The sequence below is a fragment of the Sphingomonas sorbitolis genome (assembly GCF_036663875.1).
Taxonomy (GTDB): Bacteria; Pseudomonadota; Alphaproteobacteria; order Sphingomonadales; family Sphingomonadaceae; genus Sphingomonas.
On the sequence record NZ_JAXOJS010000004.1, the window covers coordinates 296,238 to 312,361 of the forward strand.

Consider the following 16,124-nt stretch of genomic DNA (forward strand, 5'->3'; position numbering starts at 1 on the left):
GGGTCTTAGCTCCGCCTCGGTCGTTTCCAACGGGCTTCCCTTTTCACGCGGGGTGTCAAAACACCACCGCCCCTCGCGCGTCCTTGTGTGGATTTGCGAGCCCGGCATCTATTGAGAGACTCTACATGTCATTTGCAAACCTCGGCCTTGCCGAGCCGCTCGTCCGTGCGCTCGAAGCCAAGGGCTATACCGAGCCGACGCCGATCCAGGCACAGTCTATCCCGATCCTGCTCGAGGGCGGCGATCTGCTCGGCATCGCGCAGACCGGCACCGGCAAGACCGCGGCGTTCGTGCTGCCGTCGATCCAGCGCCTGACCGAAAACCAGAAGCGCGTCCTGCCGACGCATTGCCGCATGCTGGTGCTCGCGCCGACGCGCGAACTGGCCAGCCAGATCGCCGACAGCGCCCGCGCGTACGGCCAGTTCAGCAAGATGTCGGTGACCACCGTGTTCGGCGGCACCAGCATCAACAAGAACCGCCAGGACATGAGCCGCGGCGTCGACATCCTCGTCGCCACGCCGGGCCGCCTGATCGACCTGATCGAGCAGGGCTTCGTCAACCTGTCGATGATCGAGATCCTCGTGCTCGATGAGGCCGACCAGATGATGGACCTCGGCTTCATCCACGCGCTAAAGAAGATCGTCCGCATGCTGCCGAAGAAGCGCCAGACGCTGTTCTTCTCGGCGACGATGCCGGTCGCGATCCGTGAGCTCGCCTCGCAGTTCCTGCTCGACCCGAAGACGGTGTCGGTGAAGCCAGCCGCGACGACCGCCGAGCGCGTCGACCAGTATGTCACCTTCTGCAACCAGTCGGAGAAGCAGGCGCTACTGACGATCACGCTGGCCGATCCGGCGATCGACCGCGCGCTCGTGTTCACGCGCACCAAGCATGGCGCCGACCGCGTCGTGAAGCTGCTCGCGGGTAACGGCATCGCGTCGAATGCGATCCACGGCAACAAGAGCCAGGGCCAGCGCGAGCGCGCACTCGGCGAGTTCAAGCAGGGCAAGGTCAAGGTCCTGATCGCGACCGACATCGCCGCACGCGGCATCGACGTCTCGGGCGTTTCGCACGTCATCAACTTCGAGCTGCCGAACGTCGCCGAGCAGTATGTCCACCGCATCGGCCGTACCGCGCGTGCGGGCGCCAGCGGCATCGCCGTCGCGTTCTGCGCGGATGACGAGAAGGCGTACCTGCGCGATATCGAGCGGATCACCCGCCAGAAGGTCCAGGTCCGGTCGCTGCCGGACGATTTCGTCAACCTGTCGAACCAGATCAAGCAGACGCGCGTCAAGACGATGGGTGCCGATCCCGAGGTCCGGATCGACCGTCCGCGCGATCCGGCACGGCCGCGCGCGACGCATTCGCCGAGGGCGACGGGAACCACTGGTCGTAACTATGCGGGTGCGAGTCGTGGTGGCCAGGGTGGCGGTGGCGGCCAAGGCGGCGGCGGTCGTCCCCAGGGCGGTGGTCGTCCCGGCGGTCAGGGCGGCGGTCGTCCAGCCGGCGGCGGTGGCCGTGGTCCGAGCCGTGGCGCGGGTTCAGGCCCGGCACGCTAAGGAGCATTCGTTCGCCTCGCGGGTTTGGTGTAGACCGGTCCCGCGAGGAGAATGCTCATGGACGTTTCCACTACACCTGTCGCCGAACGCGTCGCACGCGTGCTGGCGGGACAGCGGATCAGCGCGAACGCCGGCGGCGATGCCGAGTCGGCGTCGCGGCTGATCGACGATGCGTGGGCGGACTATCTGCCCGATGCGCTGGCGGTGCTCAAGACGCTGCGCGAGCCTGACAAGGCGATGGCCGCGGCGGGTGATCCGGCAGTTTGGGAAGCGATGATCCTTGCGGGGATCAAGGGCGCCAAGCCCCAGACGGTAGTCCTCTAAACGTTTGTTTCCCCGCGAAGGCGGGGACCCAGTCTGGGCACCCGCCTTCGCGGGTGAACACGCTTGGCGTACGCACACTTAGCGCCCTCCGCTCCCTACCACCCCGGCGAAGGCCGGGGCCCAATTGGTGAGGCCGGCGTAATCGGGCGTGAGTTCATCAGCAGCGTTTCCCAATTGGGCCCCGGCCTTCGCCGGGGTGGTGTTTTGGGTTTGTGGTGAGGGCTTGAATCAGCGGATCGTTGTCAGCCATTCCGCTTCGTCCGCGCGCTCCGTGCGCAGCGCGTTGGCCGGGGCGGCCTTGTCCTCGTAGCCGATCGCCATGCCGCAGAAGAGCATGCGGTCTTCGGGTATCCCGAGAAACGTCCCGATCGTTGCCGGATACATCGCCCAGCATTCCTGCGGGCAGGTGGCGAGGCCGGCGTCTACCGCGAGCAGCATCAGGTTTTGCAGATACATGCCGAGGTCCGACCATTGCGGCGGGCCCATGCGCTTGTCGACTGTGCAGAAATAGGCGGCGGGGGCGCCGAAGAATTCGAAATTGCGGGCGAACCAGTCCCGGCGGGCGGTCTTGTCGTCGCGGGGGATGGCGAGGTGGGCGTACATCGCTTCGCCGACGGCGTAGCGGCGGTCTCGGTAGGGGGCGGTCAGGTCTTTTGGGTAGATGTCGTAGGCTGGGGTTTCGGTGGCGCCGGCAGCGATCTTTTCGGCCATCGTCGCCTTGAGGCGGGCGAGGGGTTCGCCTTGGACGATGGCGATGTGCCAGGGTTGGAGGTTGCCGCCGGTTGCTGCTCGGGACGCCTTTATCGCGAGGTCGCGGAGGAGTGCGGAATCGACCGGGGTGCCTAGGAAGCCTCGGACGGAGCGGCGAGCGGCTATGGCTTCGGTCACGTCCATGGTTTGCCCTTCTTCAATTCTGTTCTCCTGCGCACGCAGGAGTCCAGGGTTACGAGCGTTTTGCCATGTTACCCTGGATTCCTGCGTTCGCAGGAAAACACTTACAGCACGAAGCGGCTGAGGTCGGTGTTGCGGGCGATTTCCTTCAGCTGGCTGTCGACGTACGCGCCGTCGATGACGAGGTTCGAGCCACCGCGGTCCTCCGCGTTGTAGCTCACCTCCTCCAGCAGCTTCTCCATCACCGTCTGCAAACGCCGCGCGCCGATGTTCTCGATCTCCGAGTTCACCTCCGCGGCGATGCGCGCGATGGCCGCGATGCCGTCTTCGGTGAACTCGATGCCGACGCCTTCGGTGGCGATCAGCGCCTTGTATTGCAGCGGCAGCGACGCCTTGGTGTCCGAGAGGATCGCGACGAAATCGGCTTCGGTGAGGCCCTTCAACTCGACGCGGATCGGCAGGCGGCCCTGGAGTTCGGGGAGCAGGTCGCTCGGCTTGGCGACGTGGAACGCGCCGCTGGCGATGAAGAGGATGTGGTCGGTCTTCATCGGGCCGTATTTCGTCGCGACGGTCGTGCCTTCGATCAAGGGCAACAGGTCGCGCTGCACGCCTTCGCGGCTGATCGAACCGCCGCGGCCGTCGGAGACCGCGATCTTGTCGATCTCGTCGAGGAAGACGATGCCGTTGGCCTCCGCGTCGGCGAGGGCCGCGCGGCTGACCTCGTCCTGGTCGAGGCGCTTGTCGGCCTCTTCCTCGACGAGCTTGTCCCACGCCGCGTGGACCGTCAGCTTGCGGCGCTTGAGCTGCTGGCCTCCGCCGAACGACTTCATCATCTCGCCGAGATTGATCATCTGCGGCGCGCCGCCGGGGATGTCGAACGGCATGGCAGGGGCCTGCTCGATCTCGATCTCGACTTCGGCGTTGTTGAGATGGCCGTCGAGGAAGCGCTGCTTGAAGCTCTCGCGCGTCGCTTCACTCGCGTTCTTGCCGGTGAGCGCGTCAAGCAGGCGTGACATCGCTGCCTCTTCCGCCTTGTCCTTGACGGCGACGCGGCGGCGTTCCTTTTCGAGGCGGATGGCTTCCTCGACGAGGTCGCGGGCGATCTGTTCGACGTCGCGGCCGACATAGCCGACCTCGGTGAACTTGGTCGCCTCGACCTTCACGAACGGCGCGTCGGCAAGCTTGGCGAGGCGGCGGCTGATCTCGGTCTTGCCGCAGCCGGTCGGCCCGATCATCAGGATGTTCTTGGGCGTGACCTCGTCGCGGAGGTCTTCGCTGAGCTGCTGGCGGCGCCAGCGGTTGCGCATCGCGACGGCGACCGCGCGTTTCGCGGCGGCCTGGCCGATGATGTGGGCGTCGAGCGCGGCGACGATTGCCTTGGGGGTGAGCTGGTCGTTCATTTTGTTACCTTCTCCCCTCCCGCTCGGGAGGGGTCGGGGGAGGGCGTGGCCGCAGCGGAAGGCGTGGGTGGGGTGTATTTCAGCCCCTCCCCTAATGCCTCCCGCAAGCGGGAGGGGGATTACGTGGTCGAATCCATCGTTTCGACCGTGAGGCGGTCGTTGGTGTAGACGCAGAGCTCGGACGCTATGCCCATTGCCTTGCGGCAGAGGACTTCGGCGTCGGTCTCGTATTCGACCAGCGCTCGGGCAGCGGCCAAGGCGTAGTTGCCGCCGGAGCCGATCGCGGCGACGCCGTTCTCGGGTTCGAGCACGTCGCCGTTGCCGGTGAGGATCAGCGTCACGTCCTTGTCGGCGACGATCATCATCGCTTCGAGGTTGCGGAGGAACTTGTCGGTGCGCCAGTCCTTGGCGAGCTCGACCGCGGCGCGGAGGAGCTGGCCCTGGTGGGCTTCGAGTTTGCGTTCGAGGCGTTCGAACAGCGTGAAGGCGTCAGCGGTGGCGCCGGCGAATCCGCCGATGACGCTGCCGTCACCTAGGCGGCGGACCTTGCGCGCGTTGGGTTTCATGACGGTCTGGCCCATCGAGACCTGGCCGTCGCCGATGACGACGACCTTGCCGCCGCGGCGGACCGAGAGGATCGTGGTGCCGTGCCAGGTCGGCATGGCGTGGGGGTCGTTGCTCATAAGCGCGATGTAGGGTGCGGTTTCGGGGGTGCAACGGTCGGGCGTTGGCGCCGCTGCTTACGGACACGTCTACGGTTGGTCCGCGTTTCCCCTACTGCCGTCATCCTGACGAAAGTCAGGATCCAGGGTAACGGGCACCTACGCTCTTGGCTCTGGATCCTGACTTTCGTCAGGATGACGGGAGAAGGAGGTTAGCGCCCCTTCCCCCATTCCCGGGCCACCGTGTAGCCGAGATAGCCCGTGCCGAAGAGCGCGTAGAGGGGTTCGGGGATTGCGTTCAAATACGCTGCCATCCCTGCCGCGATTGCCTGCGCCGTTTGCGGGCGGACGGCGGCGATCAGGCCTGCGGGGATCGCGCCGAGCAGCAATGTGTACATCACGTAGAGGAACGTCGGGCGAGCGCGGGTGATCCAGGGATCTGGTGCGGGATCAAGGGGTTGCGGGGTCATCGGCTGCCTCCGGCAAAAGTGAAGTATAGGAAGTGCAGACGCTGGGAGCGTTTCGTCGCGAGCGTCATGTGCGGTTGGCGAGCCAGCCGTAGAGGAAGGCTTCGTTGGCAGGACGGGTCTCGGCGAGCGCGACGTAGCGTTCGCCCTGGAGCGCCTCGATCGCTTTCAGGAGCACGGTTTCGCCGCCGGGTTTGCGGCGGGATAGGAAGGCGTCGAGGGCGGTGAGCGTCGCTGGGCCGATACGGCCATCGAGGGTCATGTCGGGGTAGTCGGTGGCGCCGCGGTTGAGCGCGTTGAGCGCGCGCTGGAGGAAGGTGGCGGCGACCGCGGGGCCCATGTTGACGCCGGTGTCGAAGAGTTCTTCGGCGATTTTTGGCGCGCGTGCGGCGATCTGGTCGAAGGCGGGACGGGTCCAGTAGAGGCGGCGGTATATGGTTTCGGCCTGATCGCGGGGGAAGGTTCGCATATCTCCCGGGTAGCCGTTGGTGCGGGCTACTTGTTGCGTGATGCCGTATCTGGTGGGGCCGCCTCGGTCTGCGGGGTGGTTGGCGTAGCCGCCTTCGCGGTCAATGACGGCGTCGATGAGGTGGTCGATGGTCATGATGTGGGTCCCGCCCTGTTTGGGGATGGAGCGAACCATATTGGTTCGCTGTAGGACAGGGGATTCTGTGGAGGTCAGGATCTTCGATCCTTCCCCGCCAGGGGGAGGTGGCCGGCACTTGCCGGTCGGAGGGGGAGGACACCCAACGGACGTGATCGCTTGCCTCCCCTCCGTCACCTTCGGCGCCACCTCCCCCTTGCGGGGAAGGATTGCTAGGGCGCGCATCGCCCCGGCGGAGGGGACGGTGCTGACTGAGGGCGGCGCTTCGTTATGTCCGACGTTCCAATTGGGCCCCGGCCTTCGCCGGGGTGGTGCTATGCCGGGGTGGTGCTGTGCTGTGGGGTACCGGGTGTGGTCGCCACCCACCCTCCCCATCCAAACCGACGCTACGTCCGTGCGGGGTTGGCGGATTGGTGCCCCTAAGGCTATGCGCTCCCTTGAACATTCGCCGCGGGCCTTGCCCGCGCCCACCCGGTCGCCGCCGCGGCCGACAGGTTAGGAAGACCATGGAAGACGATTTCCGCAAAGCCGCGCTCGATTATCACCGCTATCCAAAGCCCGGGAAACTCTCGGTCGAAGCGACCAAGCGGATGGCGACGCAGCGCGATCTGGCGCTCGCGTACTCTCCGGGGGTCGCTGCCGCGTGCGAGGAAATCGCTGCCGATCCGGACAAGGCGCGGGATTACACCGCGCGGGGCAACCTGGTCGCGGTCATCACCAACGGTACCGCGGTGCTCGGGCTCGGTGCGATCGGCGCACTAGCGTCGAAGCCGGTGATGGAGGGCAAGGCGGTGCTCTTCAAGAAATTCGCCGGGATCGACTGTTTCGACATCGAGATCGACCAGCTCGATCCGCAGGCGTTCATCGAGGCGGTCCGCGTGCTCGAGCCGACGTTCGGCGGGATCAATCTCGAGGACATCAAGGCGCCGGAATGCTTCGAGATCGAGACGAAGCTGCGCGAGGTCATGAACATCCCAGTGTTCCACGACGACCAGCATGGCACCGCGATCGTGTGTGCCGCCGCGGTCCGCAACGTGCTCGAACTGCGCGGCAAGCGGCTCGACCAGATGAAGCTGGTGACGTCGGGCGCCGGCGCGGCGGCGCTCGCGACGGTCGACTTGCTGGTGTCGATGGGGCTTAACCCCGAGAACGTGACGCTGACCGATATCGCCGGCGTGGTGCATGCCGATCGCGGCGACGTGATGCCGCCGAACATGGCGCGGTATGCGCGCAAGACGAATGCGCGGACCCTGCCGGACGTGCTGGAGGGGGCGGACATCTTCCTCGGCCTGTCGGCGCCGCGCGTGCTGAAGCAGGAATGGCTGCACCTGCTCGCGCCCGATCCGTTGATCCTTGCGCTAGCGAACCCCGAGCCCGAGATCCAGCCGGCGCTGGTCCATGCGACGCGGCCCGATGCGATCATCGCGACCGGGCGTTCGGATTTCCCGAACCAGGTCAACAACGTACTGTGCTTCCCGTTCATCTTCCGTGGCGCACTCGATGTCGGCGCGACCGAGATCAACGAGGCGATGAAGGTGGCGGCGGTCGACGCGATCGCGGCCCTCGCACGCGCGACCGCTTCGGATGTGGTGGTCACCGCTTACGGTGGCGCTACGCCGGTGTTCGGGCCGACCTACATCATCCCCAAGCCGTTCGATCCGCGGCTGATCCTGCACGTCGCGCCGGCGGTGGCGAAGGCGGCGATGGACTCGGGCGTGGCGACGCGGCCGATCGAGGATTTCGACGCATATCTGCGCGATCTCGAAGTGTTCGTGTATCGCTCTGGCCAGCTGATGCGGCCGATCTTCGCACGCGCCAAGCAGGCGGGGCGGTCGATCGCGTATGGCGAGGGCGAGGACGACCGCACGCTGCGCGCGGTGCAGACGGTGATCGACGAAGGTATCGGGCGGCCGGTGCTGATCGGCCGGCGCGAGGTGATCGCCGAGAAGATCCAGTCGAGCGGGTTGCGGATGGCGATCGGCACCGACGTCGAGGTGCTCGATCCGGGTACGGACCGCGAAGTGTTCGATCCGTTGCTTGCCGGGTTTAACGCGCTGGTCGGCCGTCGTGGATCGCCGCCCGATAGCGCCGAGCGCGCGCTGCGGACTCGACCGAGCGTGGCGGCGGCGATGCTGCTGCGCGAGGGGCGCGTCGACGCAGCCTTGTGTGGCGGCATCGGCGACTGGTGGACGCAGATGACGTACGTCATGCCGCTGATCCCGCGGATGCCGGGCGTCTCGCGGCTGTATGCGATGTCGGCGGTGATCCTGCGCACCGGCAGCCTCTTCTTCTGTGATACGCACGTGACGGTCGATCCGACCGCCGAGCAGATCGCCGAAATGACGTTGCTGGCGGCCGAGGCGGTGCGGGCGTTCGCGATCGAGCCGAAGGCGGCGTTGCTGTCGCATTCGAGCTTCGGTGCGTCGCGGTCGCCGTCGGCGCAGAAGATGCGCGCGGGGCATGCGTTGCTGAAGGAGTTCGCGCCGGAGTTCGAGTTCGACGGCGAGATGCACGGCGATGCGGCGCTGTCGGAGGCGCTGCGGCGGCGGCTGGTCGCGGACAGCCCGCTGACCGGATCGGCGAACCTGCTGGTGATGCCGAACATCGACGCGGCGAACATCGCGGTGTCGCTGCTGTCGGCATCGACCGAGTCGCTGCCGCTGGGGCCGATGCTGCTGGGGCTCGCCAAGCCGCTCCAGATGATGGTGCCGAGCGTGACCGCGCGGGGGATCGTGAACCTCAGCGCGGTGGCCGTGGGTCATGCGGCGACGGTGAGCGAGACGGCGTAAGATCACCGGACGGGGCCGGCATCAGAGTCGGCCCCATTCCAAGTTCCGTCATCCCCGCGCAGGCGGGGATCCATACGGGCTGGCGTTGCTGGTGACGGGCAACGTTCGAGTTTATGGGTCCCCGCCTCCGCGGGGATGACGACGAATGTATCGGGATGCGCTCGTACAAGCGGTGCACGAGTCCGTCTTTTCATCGATGTAAGAAAATGGTCGGAGCGACAGGATTCGAACCTGCGACCCCCACACCCCCAGTGTGGTGCGCTACCAGGCTGCGCTACGCTCCGACCGAACGGGCCGCAAGGCGACCCGAGGGGGGCGCACTACGCGGGGTCTGCGCTGGATGCAAGTAGGAACACGGCTAGGGCGTCAGATGCGCCCGGTCGCACGGCGCCCACGTCTCATCCTGTGGCGATCTGTTGCGCGAGGTTCCAAGCGATGATAGCGGGCGGACCAATGCGGGCGCGACGCGCGACGTCCGGCCCGACCCAACCTTGCGCCTTCCACGGCCCAGCCAGATACGGACCTTCATGTTCATCTCACCAGCTTATGCCCAGGCCGCAGACGGCGCCACGACGGCGGGGGGCGGGATCGCCTCGTTCCTGAGCCTCGCGCCGCTCTTCCTCGTGTTCGTCGTGTTCTATTTCCTGATGATCCGCCCGCAGCAAAAGCGCATGAAGGCGCTGCAGGCGTCGGTCGCGGCGGTGAAGAAGAACGACAGCGTCGTCACCTCGGGCGGGATCCTGGGCAAGGTAACCAAGGTCGAAGATAACTTTGTCGAGGTCGAGATCGCGCCGAATGTCCGCGTGCGCGTCGTCAAGGCGACGCTGACCGACATCACCAGCCCGAACACGAAGCCGGCGAACGACTGATGCTCGATTTCCCGCGCTGGAAAATCGGATCGATCATCGGGCTGCTGGCGGCATTGTGCCTGCTGGCCATCCCGAGTTTCCTCCCCGAGAGCACCACGAGCCAATGGGGGCGGATCCCGCATCCGCACATCAACCTCGGGCTCGATCTCGCCGGCGGCAGCTATCTGCTGCTCGAGGCGGACACCGCCGACCTCGCCGCGACGCGGATCGAGGCGATGCGCGACAGCGTCGCGGGGACGATGCGCAATGGGACCCCGCGGATCGAGATCGGCGATATCTCGACGCGGGGCGGTCAGCTGAGCTTCCTGCTGCGTGATCCTTCGCAGGTCGATGCGGCGCGCGAGCGCCTGCTGGCGATCACCGGCGGTGGCGCCGGGATGAGCGGCCAGCGCGAGTGGGACATCAATGTCGTCGACACGAGCCGGTTCGTGCTCAAGCCGACCGAGGCTGGCCTGACGCAGGCGGTCGACACGGCGATGAAGGACGCGACCGAAGTCGTCCGCCGCCGCATCGACGAACTCGGCACCAAGGAGCCGACGATCGTCCGCCAGGGCGCGACGCGGATCGTCGTCCAGGTGCCGGGGCTGAAGAACCCGCAGGCGCTGAAGGACCTGCTCGGCAAGACCGCCAAGCTCGAATTCAAGCTGGTCGACGAGACCGCGAACCCCGCCGATCTGGTCAAGGGTATCGCGCCGATCGGCAGCCAGGTTCTCCCCTACCCCGGCAATCCGCGCGGCGTGCCGTTCATCGCGGTCAAGCGCTCGGTGATCATCTCGGGCGACCAGCTCGCCGATGCGCGCCAGGAGTTTGAGCCGCAGACCAACGCGCCGCAGGTGGCGATCACGTTCAACGCGGTCGGCGGGCGTCGCTTCGCGAAGGTCACGACGGATAACACCGGCAAGCCGTTTGCGATCATCCTTGACAATTCGGTGATCTCTGCTCCGAACATCAACGAGCCGATCCTTGGTGGTCGCGCGTCGATCTCGGGCAACTTCACCGTCGAGTCAGCGAACGCGCTGGCGATCACGCTGCGCTCGGGCAAGTTGCCGGTCGCGCTGAAGACGATTGCCGAGAGCACCGTCAGCCCCGATCTGGGCAAGGATTCGATCCGTGCCGGCGTGCTGGCGTCGATCATCGCGGCGCTCGCGGTGATCGTGTTCATGTTCGTCACCTATGGCCGGTTCGGCCTGTATGCGAACCTCGCCGTGGTCATCAACATCCTGGTCATCGTCGCGGTCATGGCGATGCTGAACGCGACGCTGACATTGCCCGGTATCGCCGGGTTCGTGCTGACGATCGGCACCGCGGTGGATGCCAACGTGCTGATCAACGAGCGTATTCGCGAGGAGCGACGGCGCGGGCGTAGTGTGATCCAGTCGGTCGAGCTCGGCTACAAGGAAGCATCGCGGACGATCTTCGAGGCCAACGTGACCCACGCCATCACCGGCGTGATCATGCTGCTGCTCGGCTCGGGTCCGGTGAAGGGCTTCGCGGTCGTGCTGCTGATCGGGATCTGCACGTCGGTGTTCACCGCCGTCACGTTCACGCGGATGATGGTCGCGCTGTGGCTGCGGAAGAACCGCCCCACCACGATCAATATTTGAGGCGGGAGATAACCATGCGCCTGCTGAAACTCGTACCCGACAACACGAACCTGAAGTTCGTCTCGCTCCGCAAATGGGCGTTCGGGCTGACCCTGCTGCTGTCCCTGCTCGCGATCGGGCTGGTCGTGACGAAGGGCCTCAACATGGGCGTCGACTTCGTCGGCGGCGTCCTGATCGAGGAGAAGTTCGCCACCGCGCCGTCGATCGACGCGGTCCGGACCGAAGTCGACCGGCTCGGCGTCGGCGAAGCCTCGATCCAGTCGTTCAGCGACCCGAAGACGCTATCGATCCGCCTGCCCGTCCCGGCGGGCGATGAAGGGGCGACCAACCGCCTCGTCAAGAAGGTGTCGGACGATCTCGCGGTCAAGTTCCCCGGCGCGACGTTCTCGAAGTACGATACGATCTCGGGCAAGGTCTCGGACGAGCTGATCAGCAAGGGTCTGCTCGCGGTCGGCCTCGCGATCCTCGGCATCGCGTTGTTCGCGGTGGTGCGGTTCGAGTGGCAGTTCGGCGTGTCGACCGTCGTCGCGATCGTCCACGATCTGTTGATGACGCTCGGCTTCTTCGCGCTGACGCAGTTCGAGTTCGACCTGAACATCGTCGCCGCCGTGCTGACGATCATCTCGTATTCGATCAACGACAAGATCGTGATCGACGACCGTATCCGCGAGAACATGCGCCGGTACCGGAAGATGGACATGCGCGAGATCATCGACCTGTCGGTGAACGAGACGCTGCCACGGACCGTGATGACCTCGGTGACGATCCTGCTCGCGCTGGTCGCGATGCTGGTGCTGGGCGGCCACGTGCTGCGCGGGTTCACTGCGGCGATGATCCTGGGCATCGTAGTCGGGACCTATTCGTCGATCTACGTGTCGTCGTCGCTGCTGATCACGCTGGGGCTGCGGGCCGATCCTGCGCCACGCAAGGGCGGCGTGCAGGACGGTGCCGAGCGCGTGGGTCCGAAGGTCGAACGCTAGATGAGGATGGACCGCGAGAAGACCGATGGGCCGATGATCTCGGCGTTCGGTCGCGGCGGGTTCAAGGTCGACGACGGCTATTATACCGCGCTAGCGATCAGCCCCGAACGCGCGGATGGCTGGGAGCCGCCGGCGTTCGAGGCGCTGGGCGAGGCGGACGTGGCGGCATTGCTCGCGCTCGATCCTCCGCCCGAGTTTCTGTTGCTCGGGACCGGCAATGCGCTGCGCCAGCCGCCGCTTGCGTTCAAGCGTGCGGTCGAGGCGCGCGGGTTTGGGATCGAGGCGATGGATAGTCGCGCTGCTGCCAGGGCGTGGGCGGTACTCCGCGGCGAAGGTCGCTGGATCGTGGCGGCGCTTTACCCACTCGAGGGGTGATCTCAGGATTTTCGATCCTCCCCCGCCAGGGGGAGGTGTCGCCGTAGGTGACGGAGGGGGCGGACACGGAACGGCCGTTTCCCCTTTCCTCCCCCTCCGTCTGGCAAGGGCCAGCCACCTCCCCCGCCAGGGGGAGGATCGTTTAGCGGCGTTCTGCGGCTAGCGTCGCAAGGTGATCATACAGCGCGGCGGTATTGGCCTCCCAGGTGAACGGCGCCGCGGCCTTACGCGTTGCTTCGGGCGCCGGCGGGTCTGCGAGCAGCGTGTCGATCGCGGCGGCAAACGCCAGCCCGTCGCGGATCGTGACCCGACCGGCATCGGCGGATTTTACCACCTCATGCGCGCCGCCGGCATCGGTGATGACGATCGGGGTGCCGCAGGCGAGCGACTCGACCCAGGCGTTGGCGAGTCCTTCCGAACTGGAGGCAAGCGCGCTGACGTCGGCGGCGGCAATCAGCTTCGGCAATTCGGCGTGCGGAACGGCGCCGAGTAGTCGAACGCGGTCGGCAATGCCGTAGCGCGCGATCCGGGCATCGAGTGCTGCGCGTTCGGGGCCCTCGCCCGCGATCAGCAACGTGACGCCGGGGAGCGCCGACACCGCATCGATGACGATGTCGTGCCCCTTGCGCGGGATCAACGCGCCGACCGACACGACGAGCGGCCCCGCGATGCCGAGCGCGGTCTTGCCTGCGGTCCGGTCGAGGGGACGGAATCGGTCCTGATCGACACCGGTGTGGTGGACACGGATACGCTCGGCGGGGAGGCCCATCGCGACCATGTCGGCCTTCATCGCCGCGCTGACCGCGAGCATCCCGGCGGCGTCCCGCCCGGCGCTGCGAACGCGCGCTGCAGTGGCGGGCGCGGTGCCCCAATGGTGGATATCGGCACCGCGCGCCTTGATCGAAACGGGAACGCCGTAGCGCTTGCCGAGCGCCACCGCAGCGGGTCCGTCCGGGAAGAAGAACGACGCATCGATCACGTCGAACGCAAAATCCTCGCGGATCGCGTCGAGCACCGGAGCAAGCGCGCGGACGAGTTCGGCAGGGTGGCGGCGCCCCTTGAGCAGCGGGCGCACCGCAAAGCGCGGACGATGGACGTCGATGCCTTTCCATCGTTCGCGCGCCGGCAGCGTTGCCAGCCTGGCATAATGACCGATGCGTTTCAGTATGCCGGGGGGGAGGCCGATCGGTGCGACCGCTTTCAGGCTGACGTCGGGATGCGCGGCGAGCCCTAACGTCTGACGCTCGACGAACACGCCGAAATTCGGGCGCGTGGCGTCGGGAAACAGCGTCGAGAGGGTAAGGATGCGGAGCATGTCGCCGCGAGTTTAGGTCGACGGGGGTTAACGGGGGGTGAGGCGATATGCCAACCTTCTCCGGTAACACGCTCCACCCCGGCGGAGGCCGGGGCCCAATTGGGAGGACGGGACTGACTGACCGCTGCCCATCTTTATTTCCACCTATCCAATTGGGCCCCGGCCTTCGCCGGGGTGGTCGCAGTCTGGGATGTGGTGCGCTTCATCGCCTTGTTTCCCCGCGAAGGCGGGGACCCAGACTGGGCTCCCGCCTTCGCGGGAGAACAAGGAAACGCAGGACGAACGGGGCTTGGGTCTCCCCGTTCAATCGGACTTTGGCTTAAATCCGCTTCGCCAAAGGATAGGCGAACAGCACGTCGGCATCCGCGCTCGTCGAGACTGTCTCGCTCCCCGTCATCGTCGCGCATTCGCCGGCCTTGAATGCCACACCCGCGACATCGCCCGAGCCGGTGATCGGGATCACCCAGCCGGTCGTACCCCCGGGCAAATTGACGACATGATCGCCACCCTTCCAGCGCTCGAGTACGAACTTCGGCCCCTCGACCATGATCGTCCGGCCGGTTTCGACCTCGATCGGCGGCGCGACGGGGACGTACGGGGTCGGATCGGCGACATCGATGCCGTCCTTCAAATGCAGCTCGCGATCGCTGCCATAATCATAAAGACGATATGTGGTCTCGGAATTCTGCTGGACCTCGATCACGGTCAGCCCGCCGCCGATCGCGTGGATCGTGTCCGACGCGCAATACATGAAGTCGCCCGGCTTGACCGGCTTCCAGTCGAGCTTGTCCTCGATCGTGCCGTCGATCGCCGACTGGCGCAGCGCGTCCTTCGAGATCGGCTGCTTCGTACCGACCGCGATGGTCGAGGTCGGCTCGGCGGCGAGAATCGTCCAGCACTCGTCCTTGCCACGCGGCAGCCCGCGATCATGCGCTTGCTCGTCGTTGGGATGGACCTGAACGGACAGCTTTTCGCTGGTAAACAGATACTTGATCAGCAGATCGGGCGTGGTGTTGCCGGGCTCCTGGAACCAGACTTCGCCGATCGGCGGCGAACCTTCGGCCGGATCCTCGAAACCGGGCCAGAGCGTGTCGCGACCCCAGGGCTTCTCGACGCGGTGGGTGTGCAACAATGTGGCCGGCATGACATGATCCTCGACGTGAATGGCGCTTCGAATGGCGAGCACCAACGCACGACTATTGCCGTGCGATCCGGCTCCAGGAAAGGGGCAAGACCCGCCCGGCGAAAAGGATTGTTCGTGGCTATCCGCTTACGCTAAGGATCACGCCAATGCGTATCACCCAGTCTCGTGCCCTCGCGGTCACGCTCCTCGCCGCGCTTGCGCTCCCCATGGCCGGTTGTGCGGGTGGCCGCGCCGCCAAGGGCGATCTGCCCTATGTCGCGCGCGACGTCGGCACGCTGTATTCGACCGCCAAGGCACGGCTCGATCAGGGACGCTACAAGGAAGCGGCGCAGCTGTTCGACGAGGTCGAGCGCCAGCACCCCTATTCGATCTGGGCGCGCCGTGCGCAGATCATGTCGGCGTTCAGCTATTACCTCGCCAAGGACTACACCGCGTCGATCAGCTCGGCGCAGCGCTTCCTCGCGGTCCATCCGGGCAACCGCGACGCGCCTTACGCCTATTACCTGATCGCGCTCGGCTATTACGAGCAGATCACCGACGTCACGCGCGACCAAAAGATTACGCGCCAGGCGCTCGATTCGCTAGGCGAACTGATGCGCCGCTACCCGAACACGCGCTATGCGTCGGATGCACGCCTCAAGATCGATCTGGTCAACGACCATCTCGCCGGCAAGGAGATGGAAATCGGGCGGTTCTATGAGACGCGCGGCCAGTGGCTCGCCGCGAACGGCCGGTTCCGCACGGTGGTCGACAAGTTCCAGCAGACCACGCACACGCCCGAGGCGCTGATGCGGCTGACGGAGACGTATCTGCAGCTCGGCGTGCCGATCGAGGCCGAGAAGGCTGCGGCGGTGCTCGGCCGCAACTATCCCGGCACCGACTGGTACGATCACGCCTACAAGCTGATGCAGGAGCATCCGGTCAAGCCGATCGCACCGCTGGCACCGGGCGAGGCGATCATTCCGACCGGGACCGCGGGGACGCCGGGTACCGGCGTGCTGGAGCTTCCCAAGGCGAACGGCAACACCGGCGGCACCGGTGCAGGCAGCGTTTCGAGCCCTGCGCCGGTCGGTCCGGGCAGCGCGACGCGGACCGGCCCCGGCAACTGATCGCCGGACCGCCATGAGAACACGGACGTGAGAAC

At 66.2% G+C, this 16,124-nt stretch carries 14 protein-coding genes, 1 tRNA gene and 1 pseudogene; 8 read left to right on the forward strand and 8 right to left on the reverse strand.

Features of this window, described 5'->3' with window-relative positions; all coding sequences use genetic code 11:
• The first annotated feature begins 125 nt into the window (after window positions 1-125).
• Both U1763_RS13510 and U1763_RS13515 read left to right on the forward strand, forming a co-directional pair.
• The gene (locus U1763_RS13510; protein WP_132737417.1) at window positions 126-1,556 is read left to right on the forward strand and encodes a DEAD/DEAH box helicase; all 1,431 of its coding nucleotides are present in this window, start codon (window positions 126-128) and stop codon (window positions 1,554-1,556) included.
• Window positions 1,557-1,613: 57 nt separating this feature from the next.
• Window positions 1,614-1,880: a hypothetical protein gene (locus U1763_RS13515; RefSeq protein WP_332755604.1), complete on the forward strand. Its 267-nt coding sequence runs from the start codon at window positions 1,614-1,616 to the stop codon at window positions 1,878-1,880.
• A gap of 228 nt (window positions 1,881-2,108) precedes the next feature.
• On the opposite strand, the gene U1763_RS13520 is transcribed toward U1763_RS13515, so the two are convergent.
• The 5 genes and pseudogenes from U1763_RS13520 to U1763_RS13540 all read right to left on the reverse strand — a co-directional run bounded on the left by U1763_RS13520 (window position 2,109) and on the right by U1763_RS13540 (window position 5,904).
• On the reverse strand, window positions 2,109-2,774 hold the full coding sequence (locus tag U1763_RS13520) for a nitroreductase (protein ID WP_332755605.1): 666 nt from the start codon (window positions 2,772-2,774) through the stop codon (window positions 2,109-2,111).
• A gap of 101 nt (window positions 2,775-2,875) precedes the next feature.
• Window positions 2,876-4,171: an ATP-dependent protease ATPase subunit HslU gene (gene hslU, locus U1763_RS13525; protein ID WP_132896049.1), complete on the reverse strand. Its 1,296-nt coding sequence runs from the start codon at window positions 4,169-4,171 to the stop codon at window positions 2,876-2,878.
• Between the two features lie 119 nt (window positions 4,172-4,290).
• Window positions 4,291-4,833 (reverse strand): ATP-dependent protease subunit HslV, encoded by a 543-nt coding sequence (hslV, locus tag U1763_RS13530; protein WP_056066793.1) that lies wholly within the window; start codon window positions 4,831-4,833, stop codon window positions 4,291-4,293.
• A 212-nt stretch (window positions 4,834-5,045) separates the two neighbouring features.
• Window positions 5,046-5,279 (reverse strand): annotated as a pseudogene (locus U1763_RS13535) (3TM-type holin); the annotation flags it as partial.
• Window positions 5,280-5,367: 88 nt separating this feature from the next.
• Window positions 5,368-5,904, reverse strand: coding sequence for a glycoside hydrolase family 108 protein (locus U1763_RS13540; protein ID WP_332755606.1), 537 nt, complete (start codon window positions 5,902-5,904; stop codon window positions 5,368-5,370).
• A gap of 506 nt (window positions 5,905-6,410) precedes the next feature.
• Between U1763_RS13540 and U1763_RS13545 the strand changes: the two genes are divergently transcribed.
• Window positions 6,411-8,693, forward strand: coding sequence for an NADP-dependent malic enzyme (locus tag U1763_RS13545; protein WP_332755607.1), 2,283 nt, complete (start codon window positions 6,411-6,413; stop codon window positions 8,691-8,693).
• Window positions 8,694-8,900: 207 nt separating this feature from the next.
• Here the strand turns inward: U1763_RS13545 and U1763_RS13550 are convergent.
• A tRNA-Pro gene (locus U1763_RS13550) sits at window positions 8,901-8,977 on the reverse strand.
• A 243-nt stretch (window positions 8,978-9,220) separates the two neighbouring features.
• On the opposite strand from U1763_RS13550, the gene yajC reads away from it, so the two are divergent.
• From yajC to U1763_RS13570, 4 genes are read left to right on the forward strand one after another with little or no spacing between them, the layout of a single operon-like run.
• Complete coding sequence (yajC, locus tag U1763_RS13555; RefSeq protein ID WP_332755608.1) at window positions 9,221-9,562, forward strand: preprotein translocase subunit YajC; 342 nt, start codon at window positions 9,221-9,223, stop codon at window positions 9,560-9,562.
• On the forward strand, window positions 9,562-11,166 hold the full coding sequence (gene secD, locus U1763_RS13560; protein WP_332755609.1) for a protein translocase subunit SecD: 1,605 nt from the start codon (window positions 9,562-9,564) through the stop codon (window positions 11,164-11,166). The genes yajC and secD overlap by 1 nt, the downstream gene beginning before the upstream one ends.
• 14 nt (window positions 11,167-11,180) lie before the next feature.
• The gene (gene secF, locus U1763_RS13565; RefSeq protein WP_332755610.1) at window positions 11,181-12,146 is read left to right on the forward strand and encodes a protein translocase subunit SecF; all 966 of its coding nucleotides are present in this window, start codon (window positions 11,181-11,183) and stop codon (window positions 12,144-12,146) included.
• The gene (locus U1763_RS13570) at window positions 12,147-12,521 is read left to right on the forward strand and encodes an Mth938-like domain-containing protein (RefSeq protein ID WP_056051843.1); all 375 of its coding nucleotides are present in this window, start codon (window positions 12,147-12,149) and stop codon (window positions 12,519-12,521) included.
• 142 nt (window positions 12,522-12,663) lie between these two features.
• On the opposite strand, the gene U1763_RS13575 is transcribed toward U1763_RS13570, so the two are convergent.
• Together U1763_RS13575 and U1763_RS13580 are read right to left on the reverse strand one after the other, a co-directional pair.
• Window positions 12,664-13,836, reverse strand: a complete 1,173-nt coding sequence (locus U1763_RS13575) for a glycosyltransferase (protein WP_132737387.1) — start codon at window positions 13,834-13,836, stop codon at window positions 12,664-12,666.
• A gap of 319 nt (window positions 13,837-14,155) precedes the next feature.
• Window positions 14,156-14,980 (reverse strand): class I mannose-6-phosphate isomerase, encoded by an 825-nt coding sequence (locus U1763_RS13580; protein ID WP_132737384.1) that lies wholly within the window; start codon window positions 14,978-14,980, stop codon window positions 14,156-14,158.
• Window positions 14,981-15,126: 146 nt separating this feature from the next.
• On the opposite strand from U1763_RS13580, the gene U1763_RS13585 reads away from it, so the two are divergent.
• Window positions 15,127-16,089: an outer membrane protein assembly factor BamD gene (locus U1763_RS13585; RefSeq protein WP_132896041.1), complete on the forward strand. Its 963-nt coding sequence runs from the start codon at window positions 15,127-15,129 to the stop codon at window positions 16,087-16,089.
• The last annotated feature ends 35 nt before the right edge of the window (window positions 16,090-16,124 follow it).

Coding starts and splice junctions, on each gene's coding strand:
- U1763_RS13510 (WP_132737417.1), top strand. CDS start 126: ATGTCATTTGCAAACCTCGGCCTTGCCGAGCCGCTCGTCCGTGCGCTC.
- U1763_RS13515 (WP_332755604.1), top strand. CDS start 1,614: ATGGACGTTTCCACTACACCTGTCGCCGAACGCGTCGCACGCGTGCTG.
- U1763_RS13520 (WP_332755605.1), bottom strand. CDS start 2,774: ATGGACGTGACCGAAGCCATAGCCGCTCGCCGCTCCGTCCGAGGCTTC.
- hslU (WP_132896049.1), bottom strand. CDS start 4,171: ATGAACGACCAGCTCACCCCCAAGGCAATCGTCGCCGCGCTCGACGCC.
- hslV (WP_056066793.1), bottom strand. CDS start 4,833: ATGCCGACCTGGCACGGCACCACGATCCTCTCGGTCCGCCGCGGCGGC.
- U1763_RS13540 (WP_332755606.1), bottom strand. CDS start 5,904: ATGACCATCGACCACCTCATCGACGCCGTCATTGACCGCGAAGGCGGC.
- U1763_RS13545 (WP_332755607.1), top strand. CDS start 6,411: ATGGAAGACGATTTCCGCAAAGCCGCGCTCGATTATCACCGCTATCCA.
- yajC (WP_332755608.1), top strand. CDS start 9,221: ATGTTCATCTCACCAGCTTATGCCCAGGCCGCAGACGGCGCCACGACG.
- secD (WP_332755609.1), top strand. CDS start 9,562: ATGCTCGATTTCCCGCGCTGGAAAATCGGATCGATCATCGGGCTGCTG.
- secF (WP_332755610.1), top strand. CDS start 11,181: ATGCGCCTGCTGAAACTCGTACCCGACAACACGAACCTGAAGTTCGTC.
- U1763_RS13570 (WP_056051843.1), top strand. CDS start 12,147: ATGAGGATGGACCGCGAGAAGACCGATGGGCCGATGATCTCGGCGTTC.
- U1763_RS13575 (WP_132737387.1), bottom strand. CDS start 13,836: ATGCTCCGCATCCTTACCCTCTCGACGCTGTTTCCCGACGCCACGCGC.
- U1763_RS13580 (WP_132737384.1), bottom strand. CDS start 14,980: ATGCCGGCCACATTGTTGCACACCCACCGCGTCGAGAAGCCCTGGGGT.
- U1763_RS13585 (WP_132896041.1), top strand. CDS start 15,127: ATGCGTATCACCCAGTCTCGTGCCCTCGCGGTCACGCTCCTCGCCGCG.